Source organism: Butyrivibrio sp. MB2005 (assembly GCF_000424285.1).
Lineage (GTDB): Bacteria > Bacillota > Clostridia > Lachnospirales > Lachnospiraceae > Butyrivibrio.
Genome location: NZ_AUJP01000015.1, coordinates 1 through 14,674, shown reverse-complemented (window position 1 = coordinate 14,674; position 14,674 = coordinate 1). Strand labels below are relative to the sequence as shown.

Sequence of the window (14,674 nt, the reverse complement as noted above, 5' to 3'; positions counted from 1 at the left end):
TAAAATCTTAATATTTGTTTTTAGCCATTGGAAACCGGGTTTGACATAAAATTCTCCGGCTGATATTATCGCTTTCGTTGAACGACATCAGCAAAGTGAAAATGATCGGCTGGCACTCGCCAAGCACCTTCTGCTCCATATCGAGTCTTATCCCCCTGTTCCCCATAAGCATTCGCAAAGCCGAATTTTTCACGGATGTCTGATGATCACAATTCTTAATTCCCTACACCCATTCGGGAAGTTTTCAGTAAATGAAAGGATTAAATATGGAATTACCGGTTTTGTACTGTCTGCTGTCAGGATCAGCTTTGACGGATATTTACAGACACAAAATTTTGAACCGTTGGCTGCTTGCAGGAATCTGTATGGGACTTGCTTTGTCTTTTTTTGGAGAAGGGCAGGATCCATTCTATATGAAACTCCTACGTGCATCCATCACGCTACTTTGTCTTATTCCGGTCTATGCCTTAGGCGGACTTGGAGGCGGAGATATAAAGCTGTTTGCTGTTACGGCAATGTTTTTAAATAAGAATGAGCTTATCGCGGCAGTTGTGGTTTCTTTTGTAATTGCTGCATTTATGGGAATCCTGAAAATTATTAAAAATAAAAAACCATATCAAACCATAAATTTTGCGGTTCCTGTACTTATAAGTGTTTTACTTATTACGAAAACGAGCCTTTGACATTTTTGGAGGAGACTTATGAAGAATATACTTGTTATCTGCGATCCCGATAAAAGATATTGCAAAAGAATGGATAGTTTCTTAAGAGGATCACTCAGTATTCCCTTTGAGATATTCAGTTTTACGGGAAGCGAACAACTTAAGGATTTTTCCTATAAAAAGGAGACGCTGCTTGTTATTTCAGAAAAACTCTTTAATAAAAACGCTGTTGATGGATATAAAAACATCCTGGTTCTTGATGAGAGGGACGCAGTGCTTTCTGAGAGCGATACGGATTTTGGAAAGCCAGAAGATGTAAATATAAGACATACCAGTAAATATCAAAGTAGCGAGAAGGTTGCAGACAGCATCCTTTCCATGTGCCTTGAAATGCCTGAGCTTTTGCCTGGTGGAATGGCTGTTACAGCTACAACGCATGTTAAGCTTATAGCCTTTTATACGCCGGTTAGAAGTATAGATCAGTCAAGGGCAGCATTTGATCTTGCCTGTAAGCTCTCAGAACATGAGAATGTCCTTTTTATCTGCAATGATTCACTTTGCAGCCTTCCTGAGATTAGAAGCGAAGAGCCCTGCGAGAATATCTGTGATCTTATGTATTATGCACAGTGCGACGAAGAAAGGTTATCTATATATCTTGAAAGGATTAGAAAAAGATATAAAAAGCTTTGTTACCTGCCTTGCAACAACAGTGCAGTCAGAGATTTTTGCGGGAAGGAATATATAAAGCTTATAGAGCTTATTAGGAAAACAGCGGGCTATGACTATATTGTTCTTGATTTTTCTGAGAGCATATCGGGACTTATGGATGTTCTTAAGACCAGCGACAAAATTGTGGTTCTTGGAGCAAAGGATGCAGAAGCCAGAGAAAGGATAAGGAAATTTAGAATGGAATTGTCTGAGCATGAAGATATGAATGAAGAGAAGATCATTTATGAAGATGTTTCAGAGGGCAGAATAAGCTTATACAGGAATATCAGAGAAAGCCGCGGAGGAAGAGGATCTGATGGAACATGAAGAATTAAAAAAGTGTATACAGGATAGCATTCTTTCAGAGATGGATTTTTCCAGAGATGTTGATGATGATGAGATGCTTGAGAGGATAGACAGAAATATCCTGAAGCTATGCAGATCAAAGGGAATATCCATGGATGAAAAGCTAAGGCTCCGGAAAGAGCTTTTTTATTCAATAAGAAAGCTTGATGTGCTGCAAATCCTCGTGGATGACCCTTCCGTAACAGAAATAATGGTAAACGGAACAGATAATATTTTTGTGGAGAAGGATGGAAGATTATCAAGGTATGACCTTAAGTTTGAATCAAAGGAAAAGCTAGAAGACGTAATCCAGCAGATTGTAAGTAAATGCAACAGGGTGGTGAATGAAGCCAGTCCCATAGCGGACGCCAGGCTGGAAAACGGATCCAGAGTGAATATTGTACTTGGACCAGTCGCACTAAACGGCCCGATACTTACAATCAGAAGATTCCCGGATAATCCCATAACCATGGATAAGCTTATAGAGATAGGCTCGATACCAAAAGAGCTGGCAACTTTCTTAAGTACTCTAGTGGCAGCAGGTTACAATATTTTTATCGCAGGTGGCACCGGTTCCGGTAAGACCACATTCCTAAATGCTTTATCAGACAGTATACCAAGTGATGACAGAGTTATCACAATTGAGGACAACGCAGAACTACAGATTTTGCATGTCCCTAATCTTGTGCGCCTTGAAACCAGAAATGCCAATGTGGAGGGCTGCAAAGAGATAACCATAAGAGATCTGATAAAGTCATCTCTTCGAATGAGACCCACAAGAATCATTGTGGGGGAGGTTCGCGGCGAGGAGTGTGTTGACATGCTTCAAGCTATGAATACAGGCCACATCTCCATGTCCACGGGCCACGCAAACAGCGCATCCGATATGCTATCGCGACTTGAAACCATGGTTCTTATGGGAATGGACATACCTCTTAATGCCATAAGGGGACAGATTGCCTCCGGCATAGATATAATCGTGCAGCTTGGAAGACTTCGAGACAAAACAAGGAAGGTGCTTGAAATATGCGAACTTACGGGGAAGCTGGACGAGAGAACCGGGGATATTGTAATGCAAACGCTGTATAAGTTTACGGAGGTTGGAGTAGATGAAAATAACAAAATAATAGGGGAGTGGAGAAAAGAAAATGATCTTACAAACACTGAAAAGCTACTGTCGGCAGGCCTTGCAATATAGATATGTGCCATCCGACATACCTATCCTTTTAAGAAATGTACTTATACTTCTCCTGGCAGGAAGGCTCTTTTACGGGTCCTTTATAATCTCACTTTTCATATTGCCACTTTCAGTTCCCTGGTTTTTCCATGAAAAAAAGAAAAAGGAAAGAAAAGACAATCACGATCTTGGTATTCAGTTTAAGGATGCCATGATGGCTGTTTCTACTGCCCAAAAGGCGGGATATTCCGTAGAGAATTCTTTCCACGAGGCAAAGCATGACATGGAGCTTTTATATGGAAAACATGCGCCTATATGCAAAGAATTGGAAATAATTCATCAGGGCATAAACAACAATGTCTCAGTAGAAAAGATGATAAGAAAGCTTGGAAGAAAATCAGGTAACAGGGACATTACGGAATTTGCAGGTGTGTTTGCAGTGGCAAAAAGGAGCGGCGGAAACATGACAGAGACAATAGAAAGATGCGTCGATGTCATCGGAAAGCGCATGGAAGTTGAAAACGAGATCGATGTACTGATATCTGCAAAAAGAATGGAAGCCCAGATCATGGAGATGGTTCCCTTTGGAATCATGGCTTACGTGGGCCTTACCAACCCCGGCTTTTTTGATGTCCTTTATGGGAATGTTCTTGGCGTATTCATTATGACGGTGTGCCTTCTTATCTACATCGCAGCTTATCTGATGATAGAGAAGATAGTCACAATAGAGATTTAGGCAGGAGGTTTTGCATTGATAGTTTTATATCTGATGATTCCGGCGTATATGGGCCTTTTGTATATATTATCCGCTGAGGAAAAGCTCCCTACAGGCTTACCTGCGGATGGAGTAAGTACCTTTTTTAACAAAATAGCAGCATTCCTATACAGAAGATTTTTAAAGAAAAGCAAATCCTTTTACAGATCGCCTTCAAGAAAGAATGTGGAGCGAGGATTAAAAGCTCTTAACTCCAAGACAGATGTGGAAAAAGAGCAGGCTAAATACTATATCAAAAAAATCAGTATGGCACTGATGCTTATTACGGCAGGTTCTATCATAGCAGCCCTTTGCTATTTTCAGTCAAGACGCAGTGATGCCTTCGATGAAAACGGATTTCTCATTAGAAATGATTATGACAAGCGGGAAATGACAAGGACTTTGACGGCAGCAGGGGAAGGCGGGGAGCAGTATGGAGATTTTGATCTTCTTGTAAAAGAAAGAGCCTATACAAAAAAGCAGGCAGAAGAGCTGCTTGCAAAGATGCTTAAGGAACTGCCTGCGATAATCCTTGGCGAAAATGAGGATCTTAGTCATGTGGAAAAGGACCTTAATCTGGTGACAAAGGTTTCCGGCTATCCCTTTGAAATAAGCTGGAAAACTGACGACATTGATGTCATTCACTCAGATGGAAAAGTTGACGGAGAAGGGCTTACGGATAAAGGCGCCTTGGTAATTCTAACGGCGGAAATATCCTATTTGGACTATAAATGGGAGCATGAGTTTTTTGCAAACGTCTATGAAAAGGAGCTTACAGGAGCAGCCTTTTTACAAAAGGAAATTCAAAATGAGCTCACTAAGGCAGAAGAAAGCACAAGGGAAGATGCAAGCTTTAAGCTTCCCGAAGAAGTTTTTGGGAAAAGAATAATCTTTTCAGAAAGCATAGATGATAACAGCCTTCTTATTCTGCTGTTAGTCATCATATCAGCGGTACTTATCTTTGTATTTCAGGATAAGGAACTGGATAAAGAGGTGGAAAACAGAAGAAAGAAACTGATTCTTGATTATCCGCAGTTTATTTCAAGACTGGTTCTTTACATGGGAGCCGGCATGTCAGTAAGAGCGATCTTTGAGCTGTTTTCCGAGGAATATAAAAAAGACTTAGAGAGCGGTTCTTCCAAAAGCTTTTTATATGAGGAAATCCGCAAAGCGTCCAATGAGCTTCAAAGCGGAGTATCGGAGCTTTCCGTATACGAGAGACTCGGAATAAGATGCGGCGCACAGCAGTATACAAGACTTGTGACACTTTTGTCACAAAATCTTAAAAAGGGAAACAGTGAGCTTTCATATCTACTTAGAGAAGAAGCAGACAAAGCGGTAAAGGAACGAATGAGCTATGCCAGAAAGCTTGGCGAGGAAGCGGGAACAAAGCTTCTTTTACCAATGATCATGATGCTTCTAATCGTAATGATAGTGATCATGGTTCCTGCATATTTATCATTCTGATAGTAATCACGCAGGTGTTACTAAATATATTTTATTAACCAAATTTTAGGAGGAAAAAATGAACAAATTAAAGGAAAGATTCAAAGGAGTAATCGAAACAGCAAGAGATGCAGGTAATTACCTGGCATTTAAGGCAAAGGAGTTTTTGCTTGATGAGAGAGGAATGGGCACCGTTGAAGTCATACTTATCATAGTGGTTTTGATTGGCCTTGTTATCGTATTCAAAAAGGAGATAGATGGTCTTGTTGAAGAAATCTTTAAAACAATCAACACAGATGCAGCAAAGGTCACAGGTTGACGGATATCTTACGGTTTACTTATCCCTCTCAATGACGGTGATACTTTCACTTATTCTGGCGCTCCTTTCCGGGGCGCGAATAGGTGCAGTGAAAATGAAAACAGAGCTGGTTACGGACATAGCAATGAATTCTGTTCTCGGAGAATATAACAGAGAGCTTTTTGACAGATACGGTCTTCTTCTTTTGGATGATTCCTTTGGGAAAAAGCAAGGCTCTGTAAGAAATGTGGAAGAGCACCTTTCTAAATACTTTAGGAAAAACTTCGAGCTTTCTGACAAGGGGATCACCGGAAGGAAGACTTACATGTCGGCAAAACTCACTGACTGCGCTGTAACAGGTTTTTCCCTGGCCAGCGATAACAATGGCGCTGTTTTAAAAAGGCAGATCCTTTCCTATATGGAGGGCGACGCAGTTGGGAAAATAGTATCAGGTGTCAGTAAAAATGTAGATGACCTTAAGGAGTCCGGGTACGACTCTTCGGATTTTGAGGAAAAGGCAGATGAAAATGATTCTGCAATGTCAGGGAAGTACGAAACAGACAGTGATGGAGACGGGGAAAACGAAGAAATAGATATCGATAACCCGGCACAGTCTGTAGCTTCCAAGAAAGGGCTTGGAATATTGACCCTGGCTGCTCCCGACATGTCAAAGATATCGTCAGCTGCAATTAATGAAGATCTCTATGCATCTCACAGGACGCTGTCAAAGGGGACAGGCCTTGATGATGAATATTCCATGGGAGCATCAAAGAAAGCTCTTTTTAACGAATACATTTTTGAAAAGATGTCCAGCTATGGAAATGAGATGGAGGACTCGCCTCTTAAATACGAGCTTGAGTACATCTATGCAGGAAAAGATAGCGATTATAAGAATCTTGAAGCAGTGTGCAATAAGCTTTTCCTTTGGAGGGAAGCGGCTAACTTTGCATATATAATGACAGACTCTGCAAAGCTTGCGGAGGCAGAGGCTTTGGCTCTTACAGCGGCAGCAGTTGTTGCAGCACCGGAGCTGTGCGAGGTAGTAAAGACAGCAATAATCCTTGCCTGGACCTTTGCTGAGAGCATCTCGGACATCCACATCCTTTTGACAGGGGGAAGGGTCCCTATGGTTAAAACAGCTGCAAGCTGGAAGCTTTCTTTGGAAGCAATGCTTTCATTTGGAGATAACTTAACAGATGGCGGAGGATCCGGCCTTAAATATGAGGACTATCTCAGAATGATGGTTCTTATGGAAAATGAGGACAAAAAGACTATGAGACTCATGGATGTTATGGAGATGAATATCAGAAACACTGAGGGAAATGAGTATTTCAAAATAGACAATTGCATAGATGTTTTCAGAGCAGATTTTAAGGCGTCTTCAAGAGGAATGGAAAGCTTTGAGGTTGACAGAATATATGGCTATGAAATGGAATGATGTGATTTGGAGTGGCCGGTTATGGTCTTTTTCAAATAATGGAAAATTTAAAGTGAAATCAAAAGAAAATAAAAAAATAAAGGACCTGCTTCTCCGGCAGTTCACTGGAAAAAGACCATCACCGGCTGCTTCAGTAACAGTCGAGGCATCACTTGTTCTGCCACTTTTTATATTCTTCTTTATTAACATTCTGGGAGCCTTTGATATTTTACGGCTCCAGTGTGATATGGAAGCTGCACTTCATCAAGCGGGGAGTCAGATTATGGAACAGGCAGCTTTTTCAGAAATGCTTACAGGGGATGAAAAAAGTAAAACAGAAGCTTTTGCAGAAGGTGCGATAACTACCGGTCTTGCAAGCAAAAAGGTTAAGGCATATCTGGGAGAAGAATATTTAAATAAGAGCTGTATCAGAGGCGGAGCAGGAGGTCTTTCATTCCTGCAGACAGCGCTTAGATCAGACGGTGACATCATTGATATCGTTGCGTCCTACAAGGTACACCCATTACTAGGAATTGCGGGCTTTTCGGATTTTACCGTGGAGAGCAGATTTTATGGACATGGCTTTACTGGCTACAATCCTGATGATGGCTGCGGGGATGAAGGGGAAGCCGAAGAAGAATACGTGTACATTACAGAAAGCGGAACTGTTTATCACAGAAGTACGAAGTGTTCTCATTTGAGGGTATCAGTACAGGCCTGCTCTAAGAGCAGCGTAAGTAAAAAAAGAAGCAGCGACGGGTCAAAGTATTACCCTTGCGAATATTGCGGCAAGAGATCTGGAAGTACGGTTTACATCACAAATTACGGAAACAGATATCACAGTAACAATAAATGTCCCGGAATTAAGAGAAGCATAAGAACAGTACCAATTTCAGAAGTAGGCGGAAGAAGAGCCTGCAGTGAGTGCGGATGAAACAGAAAATTAGAGGTTAATTATGGAAATTATAGAAGGAAGAATAGTAGTTGAAACATTAATGAGGGTGGAAGTTTTGCTGATAATGCTAATGTCGGCTTTTCAGGATTTGCGCGAAAAGAAAATAGATATCATGTATCCTCTGGCATGCGCCATAATATCAGTTTCATGGTGTGTATATGATATAGCATTTTGCGGAGGTGATATTAAGTTTATTTTCATGTCACTTTTGCCGGGAGCAATAATGCTTGTATTATCAAAGCTTTTAAAGATTGGAATAGGAGAAGGTGATGGACTTATGGTTCTTTTGGCGGGACCTGTATTTGGCCCGGTGCCTGTTTTAACAGGCATCACTGTGGCATTTGCATTTTCTGCAGTAGCAGGTATTTTTTTACTGATATTCGGTAAGGCTACATTAAAGAGTAAAATAGCCTTTCTGCCATATCTGACAGCCGGAATGGGGGTTATCTCCTTTGCATTTATTTAAGAAAAGAGAGCTATCCGGATATATGACTGTTGAAGCTTCCTTCATAGTTCCGGCAGCTACGTTCATTATGGCTTTCATCATATATCTTGCTTTCTGGTTCTATGGAAGGTGCATTTTATCTCAGGACGTATACATACTTGGATTTCGCGCAGAGCTCCTATCCAAGGAGCAGGGCTATGCTTCAGAGACGGAATATATAACAGATAATGCGGGGAAAAAGCTGGGGACCAGATACTTTGCAGCAGACAAGCCGGATATTAGCGCATCAAAAGCCTCAGACAAGATAAAGGTTGAAGGCAGCTTTTTGACTAAGACAAACGGTTTATTTCGATATTTTAAGAGCCTTCCTTCTTCTTTTAGGGGAAGTGCCGTAGCAACAGTTAAGCTTCGTGACCCTTCCGGAAAACTAAGGAAATATAAGCGGATAAAGGACATAGCCAAAAAGGCCATTAATAAGAGTGATAAAAGAGAGGATTCATAAATGGAAATAAAATATTACAGAGAGGCGCTACATAACTATCTTGTTCTTAAGATAGATGGGGATGATACAGGAAGCTATCAGTACAAGATGCTTGAGCACAACAATATAAAAGGAATTGTTCCCTTTACAATTAGAAGGATCGACGGCGAAACAGCGATGTATTATGAGATAGATTCAAAGCAAAGTCTTGGAAATATGTATTCTCGCCGAAGAATTTCATACGAGAATCTAAAAAAGCTTCTTAAATCAGTTGTTGAAGTAACAGAGGAAATATCCAGATTTTTCCTTGATGACAATCACCTTATGCTCACAGAGGAATGCATTTTTGAGGATTTTTCCACAGGAAGCTTTCATTTCTTATATAATCCGGACTACGACAATAATAATGCAGTATCCTTTTTTGCATCCCTTCTTGAAATGATTGATATAGGCGATCAAAAGGCTATGGAGCTTATCTATGAACTATGCGACAGAGTAAAGCCGGACAGCCCCTGCTTTTCTCTTATAATAAATGACATTTTAAGAGCAAAAGAGGACTTGGAAAATCCGGATGTCAGTCATAATGATATTCTCGTAGATGAAGTTACTGACATTGATGAAGATATTGATGATGAAGAAGAAACTGATGTAAAAACAAAGGTTATCCCCATAAAGCTGCCATTTGGAGTCAGCATGCTGATGGCCGCTCTTTTTGCAATAGTGGGCGGCGTTCTTTGGTACATCAGGGCGGCATATATTCTTACCTACGAAGAAAACCTCCTTGATATAGCTGTTTTCATGATCTGTGTCATGATGTCGCTTATCTGTTTTATTCAGACACTTAAGGCATCTAAGGTTGCTGGCCCTATCATTAGGAAAAGAAAGCGCTCATCATCAGATGATGAGTATGAAGATGATGAAGATGCGGAAAAGGATGAGGAAAAAGAAGAAACTAAAGATGAAATCAGAAGGCCCGCCCCCGAAGCAGTTCCATCTTTCTCTTATTCTGAAGAAGATGAAAACGAAGAGACTGTTCTTTTAAATTTTAGTTTTTCCAAGAATCCCCACAAACTCTACAGCGAGGACGGTGGAATACAGAACATTTCATTAAGCAGTCTTCCTATAGTAATAGGTAAGCTTTCCTCCTGCGCCGATGCGGTAATAAAGGATCCGACAGTCTCGAGAATCCATGCAAAGATATTCAGCTTTGGGGACGAGATCATGATACAGGACTTAAATTCCAAAAACGGCACCTTCATTAACGGCACTCAGCTCCTTCCGAACGAAAAGAGAACCATCGAAGTTGATGATGAGATAGTCTTTGGAAAGTGCGCTTTTTCATTCAGATAATAATGAGGCTTCTTATATTTCACCAATCCGCTTTGTGGTATAATGTGATTTAGATTATTCTAAATCATGTACATGGGGTATGGTATGAAAATCAATATATATTATGGCGGAAGAGGAATTATCGACGATCCTACTCTTGGGGTTCTTTCCAGGATGTCGGATGTTTTTGGGGAGCTCAATGTTCAGGTCGAACAATTTAATCTGTTTGAGCACAAAAATGGAATAACAGCACTGCCGGGCACACTTAAAGGTGTAGATGGCATTATTCTGGCGTCTACTGTGGAGTGGTTCGGAATAGGCGGATATATGCACCAGTTCCTTGATGCATGCTGGTTATACGGCGATGAGGATAAGCTTAAGGGCTTATACATGGCTCCTATTGTCATGTCTACAACCCATGGTGAGCGTGAAGGTATGATGGAGCTGGCCTGTGCATGGGAGATGCTTGGCGGAATACCTCTTGACGGAATCTGCGGCTATGTAGCAGATACATCAACCTTTGAGAGAAATGAGAGCTATCAGAAGCTCATCGAGAAAAAGGCTGAGAATATCTACAGAAGCATGAATCAGAAGATGGATTCCCTGCCCACAAGTAATCAGGCCGTTAAGAACAGTGTTGCCATCACCAAGATAACTGACCTTACGCCCCAGGAGACAGAGCAGCTTTCAAGATATGTCTCCAATGATGAATATGTACAGACACAGAAAAAGGATATAGCGGAGCTCAGTAACTTATTCCGCGACAAGATGGACAAGGAACAGTCCGCAGGCCATGTTGATGATTTTATAAGTAAGCTTAAGGGCCGCTTTACTCCTGTTGCCGGTCTTCACGCTGTTTATCATATTACTCTGACCGATCAGACAAAGGACAGAGATATTTTACTTAAGATTGATAATCAGAACCTTGAATGCAAGGCAGAGGATACATCCAGCAGTGATGTGCATGCATCCATGACTACATCCGTTCTTGAGCAGATCATTCAGGGCAGGATGACCTTCCAGAGAGCCTTCATGGAGGGCAACCTTAAAATGAAGGGAGACTTCAAATTACTGAGAAATATGGATCAGTTATTTGATTTTAAATAATATTGAAAGAACACAACGATGAAAATCTGATAGAAGAGGAAGAAAACAGGGAGTATGGTCTTGAAGAGGATCCTATGCAGGCCTTTTGGAAACGCCAGACCCAGGTTTTCTTATCTTCCTATATAAATATCGCGATCATTCTATGCAATGTGATAATCTTTGTTTATGGACTCTTTGCAGGCTATGATTTCCAGGACAGATTTGATTTTGACCCTGTCAGATTTTTCCAAAACAGGGAGTATTACCGGTTGTTCACATCCATGTTCCTGCACGCATCTATAGAGCATCTTGGCAGTAATATGCTTATACTTTTCTTTATAGGAGCAAACGCAGAGCACGATCTTGGACATATCAGCTATCTTTTCGTTTACCTGTTCTCGGGATTTATAGGAGACGTCGTAAGTCTTGCGGATTCTATCATAAGAAATGATCTTACACCGTCACTTGGCGCCAGCGGAGCTATTTTTGGCGTTATAGGTGCTGTTTTGATCATCGTTATATATGGAAGGAAAAATCTAAGGCCCGGTTCTAATTTACTGGGTAGGCTGATCGCCATTATTTTTCTCTCGGTATACAGCGGATTTAAAGAAGTGAATATCGACAATGCCGCCCATATCGGCGGACTCATTGGCGGAATCATCATTACATTTTTTATAACCAATATATTCAAAAAAGAATACACAATGGAGGAGTGGCTATGAAGGACGATAATTGCATTTTCTGTAAACTTGCAAATGGGGTTTTCCCCACAAACTCAATATATGAGGATGATAATTTCAATGTAATCCTGGATAACGGACCTGCAACAAAGGGCCATTGCCTTATTTTGCCTAAGGAACATTATGCCAATCTTTATGAGCTTCCTGATGATACAGCAGCAGAAGCTATGAAGCTTGCCAAGAAGCTTGCGAAGACACTTACGGAAAAGCTCTCAGCAGATGGTCTTAATCTCGTTCAGAACAACGGAGCGGCAGCAGGACAGACTGTTAATCATTTCCACCTTCATCTTATTCCTCGTTATGAGAATGATGGACAGCATATACTTTGGAAGCCCACAGAGCCTTCAGCAGAAGAATTAAAAGCTCTTTGCGAGAACCTTAAGGTCTGAAAAAAGAGGAGTACTATTTTGAGAACAATCAACGCATCAGAAGTAACAGAAGCTGTAAAAGGACTCTGCATAGAGGCTAACCATAGACTTTCGCCCGATATGACAGACGCTCTTAAGAAAGCTGTAGAGACGGAAGAATCCCCTCTTGGAAAGCAGATACTTTCACAGCTTGAGGAAAACCTGAAAATAGCAGACAGTGATACTATACCGATTTGCCAGGACACAGGAATGGCTGTCTTTTTTGTTAAGCTTGGCCAGGACGTTCATATAGAAGGCGGAAACCTTACAGATGCCATAAATGAAGGTGTAAGACAGGGATATACGGAAGGATTTCTCAGGAAATCTGTAGTAAGCGATCCTCTTATCAGGGAAAACACAAAGGACAATACACCGGCTGTAATTCATTATGATATAGTACCCGGCGATAAAATCCATATCACAATAGCGCCCAAGGGCTTTGGTAGTGAAAATATGAGCAGAGTGTTCATGCTTAAGCCCGCAGACGGTGAAGAGGGTGTCAAGGATGCGATCGTTCAGGCAGTAAAGGATGCCGGTCCCAACGCATGTCCTCCCATGGTTGTAGGAGTAGGCATAGGCGGCACCTTTGAAAAGTGTGCCCTTATGGCAAAAGAAGCTCTTACAAGACCCGTAGGTCAGCATTCTGATATAGAATATGTAGCTAAAATGGAAGATGAAGTTCTTTCAAGAATAAACAGTACTGGAATAGGCCCCGGCGGTCTCGGAGGAAGAGTAACTGCTCTTGCAGTTAACATCAACACTTATGCGACCCACATTGCAGGTCTGCCCGTAGCAGTGAACATTTGCTGCCATGTAAACAGACACCGCAGTATTACATTATAAATACTATTTTTATACCGGAAGGAATTATCTGATGGAATATAAGATAAATGCGCCTTTTGATAATGAAACCATCTCAAAGCTTAAGAGCGGAGATATGGTTTTTATCACAGGAACAATATACACAGCAAGAGATGCTGCACATAAGAGAATGAAGGAAGCCATTGATAATGGGGAAAAACTTCCTATTGATGTTGATGGCAACGTTATCTATTACATGGGACCATCTCCTGCGAGAGAAGGCCGCCCTATAGGATCTGCAGGTCCTACCACAGCCAGCAGAATGGATAAATACGCCCCTACCTTATTGGATATGGGCCTTAAAGGCATGATAGGAAAAGGTAAAAGATCCCAGGCAGTAATAGATGCCATAGTAAGAAACGGCGCAGTATACCTTGCAGCCATAGGCGGCGCCGGCGCTCTTTTATCAAAAGCCATTGTTCAATCTGAAGTAGTTGCATATGATGACCTTGGAACCGAAGCTATAAGAAAACTTACTGTTGAGAACTTCCCGGCGATAGTGGTTATTGATTCTGAGGGCAACAACCTGTATGAGACTGCAATTAAGGAGTTTAATACAGAAAAGAAGTAATAATCTTCTATAACAACAGGCATGGCAACTCAACAACTTCTTAAAAGATGTGTTGACAAGGCATCAATGTCTTTGTATAATTACTTTTGCGTTAGAGATATTTACCTCTGACCATTAAAACCAAATACCGTTTGGTAGAGGTTTTCAGACATGGAGAAATACTCAAGTGGCTGAAGAGGCGCCCCTGCTAAGGGTGTAGACCGTTCACGCGGTGCGAGGGTTCAAATCCCTCTTTCTCCGTTGAATACTTCCAGAGAGCATTGAGATCAATGCTCTCTATTTTTTTATTTTCATGGATTGCCTGGATAAGTAAAAGTGGAGGCCAACTAATAATTGAATGAGTATCTTCTATATAATAACTACTATATATAGTAGTTAAAAGATTCATATACAATTAAAACAACAATATAAAGAAAAACTAAAATATATATGACAGCGTCGTCAAAACCGCAGTAAATACGAGGGTTTGAGAAATTTTTATAAATTTTAAAAAAATTTAAAAAAAGTAATTGACACACTAAGGCACTGATGTTATATTTATATTCGCTCGCTGCGAGTGATAGAAACGACTGACCGGAAGGCTTCAGCGTCTACACAGAAAAGCGAACGAAAAAATAATTTAAAAAAGTTCTTGACAGAGAAAGCCAAACATGATATTCTATCAGAGTTGCGGCTGACAAGCCAAGACAAAGCACTTTGACAATGGAATAGTAATGCAACCCTGAAAATTCCAAAAAAGAAATTTCAGAGAACAAAACAAACCTAACAAGGTAAAAACGGACAGAACAAAGCCAAGCTTTAGTTCTGGTCAGACGAACGATCCAGTCACTTTAAGTGATTAGATAAATTTTAAACGTGAGAGTTCGATCCTGGCTCAGGATGAACGCTGGCGGCGTGCCTAACACATGCAAGTCGAACGGAGATTTAACGCTGATGAGGCTTCGGCGGAATCTTGTTAAATCTTAGTGGCGGACGGGTGAGTAACGCGTGGG

The 14,674-nt window shown here is 41.0% G+C and carries 16 protein-coding genes, 1 tRNA gene and 1 rRNA gene; all 18 read left to right on the top strand.

Features of this window, described 5'->3' with window-relative positions; translation table 11 throughout:
• The first annotated feature begins 251 nt into the window (after window positions 1-251).
• Complete coding sequence (locus G610_RS0108780) at window positions 252-683, top strand: A24 family peptidase (RefSeq protein ID WP_026524478.1); 432 nt, start codon at window positions 252-254, stop codon at window positions 681-683.
• An 18-nt stretch (window positions 684-701) separates the two neighbouring features.
• Window positions 702-1,697, top strand: coding sequence for a hypothetical protein (locus G610_RS0108775; RefSeq protein WP_026524477.1), 996 nt, complete (start codon window positions 702-704; stop codon window positions 1,695-1,697).
• Entirely contained in the window at window positions 1,687-2,913 is a 1,227-nt protein-coding gene (locus tag G610_RS0108770) for a CpaF family protein (protein ID WP_155830993.1), read from the top strand. Before G610_RS0108775 ends, G610_RS0108770 begins: the two co-directional genes overlap by 11 nt.
• A complete protein-coding gene (locus G610_RS20300) occupies window positions 2,864-3,628 on the top strand; it encodes a type II secretion system F family protein (protein WP_081667331.1) in 765 nt (254 codons plus the stop codon). The genes G610_RS0108770 and G610_RS20300 overlap by 50 nt, the downstream gene beginning before the upstream one ends.
• A gap of 15 nt (window positions 3,629-3,643) precedes the next feature.
• Entirely contained in the window at window positions 3,644-5,113 is a 1,470-nt protein-coding gene (locus G610_RS0108760; protein WP_026524475.1) for an immunoglobulin-like domain-containing protein, read from the top strand.
• A 163-nt stretch (window positions 5,114-5,276) separates the two neighbouring features.
• Entirely contained in the window at window positions 5,277-5,411 is a 135-nt protein-coding gene (locus G610_RS23915; protein WP_242829632.1) for a Flp1 family type IVb pilin, read from the top strand.
• Window positions 5,356-6,828: a DUF5702 domain-containing protein gene (locus G610_RS0108750; protein WP_196809827.1), complete on the top strand. Its 1,473-nt coding sequence runs from the start codon at window positions 5,356-5,358 to the stop codon at window positions 6,826-6,828. Before G610_RS23915 ends, G610_RS0108750 begins: the two co-directional genes overlap by 56 nt.
• 52 nt (window positions 6,829-6,880) lie before the next feature.
• On the top strand, window positions 6,881-7,741 hold the full coding sequence (locus tag G610_RS22125; RefSeq protein ID WP_155830992.1) for a pilus assembly protein: 861 nt from the start codon (window positions 6,881-6,883) through the stop codon (window positions 7,739-7,741).
• 22 nt (window positions 7,742-7,763) lie between these two features.
• The gene (locus G610_RS0108740) at window positions 7,764-8,228 is read left to right on the top strand and encodes a hypothetical protein (RefSeq protein ID WP_026524473.1); all 465 of its coding nucleotides are present in this window, start codon (window positions 7,764-7,766) and stop codon (window positions 8,226-8,228) included.
• Entirely contained in the window at window positions 8,215-8,709 is a 495-nt protein-coding gene (locus tag G610_RS0108735) for a pilus assembly protein (protein WP_026524472.1), read from the top strand. Before G610_RS0108740 ends, G610_RS0108735 begins: the two co-directional genes overlap by 14 nt.
• Window positions 8,710-10,038, top strand: coding sequence for a DUF6382 domain-containing protein (locus G610_RS0108730; RefSeq protein WP_026524471.1), 1,329 nt, complete (start codon window positions 8,710-8,712; stop codon window positions 10,036-10,038). It abuts the gene before it with no gap.
• Between the two features lie 84 nt (window positions 10,039-10,122).
• Complete coding sequence (locus G610_RS0108725) at window positions 10,123-11,124, top strand: SCP2 sterol-binding domain-containing protein (RefSeq protein WP_026524470.1); 1,002 nt, start codon at window positions 10,123-10,125, stop codon at window positions 11,122-11,124.
• A 2-nt stretch (window positions 11,125-11,126) separates the two neighbouring features.
• The gene (locus tag G610_RS0108720) at window positions 11,127-11,825 is read left to right on the top strand and encodes a rhomboid family intramembrane serine protease (protein WP_051197877.1); all 699 of its coding nucleotides are present in this window, start codon (window positions 11,127-11,129) and stop codon (window positions 11,823-11,825) included.
• Window positions 11,822-12,232, top strand: a complete 411-nt coding sequence (locus tag G610_RS0108715) for an HIT family protein (protein ID WP_026524468.1) — start codon at window positions 11,822-11,824, stop codon at window positions 12,230-12,232. The genes G610_RS0108720 and G610_RS0108715 overlap by 4 nt, the downstream gene beginning before the upstream one ends.
• Before the next feature lie 15 nt (window positions 12,233-12,247).
• Window positions 12,248-13,093, top strand: a complete 846-nt coding sequence (locus G610_RS0108710) for a fumarate hydratase (protein ID WP_026524467.1) — start codon at window positions 12,248-12,250, stop codon at window positions 13,091-13,093.
• Between the two features lie 31 nt (window positions 13,094-13,124).
• On the top strand, window positions 13,125-13,682 hold the full coding sequence (locus G610_RS0108705) for a Fe-S-containing hydro-lyase (RefSeq protein WP_026524466.1): 558 nt from the start codon (window positions 13,125-13,127) through the stop codon (window positions 13,680-13,682).
• Between the two features lie 152 nt (window positions 13,683-13,834).
• Window positions 13,835-13,922, top strand: a tRNA-Ser gene (locus G610_RS0108700).
• A 611-nt stretch (window positions 13,923-14,533) separates the two neighbouring features.
• Window positions 14,534-14,674, top strand: a 16S ribosomal RNA gene (locus tag G610_RS0108695); the annotation flags it as partial.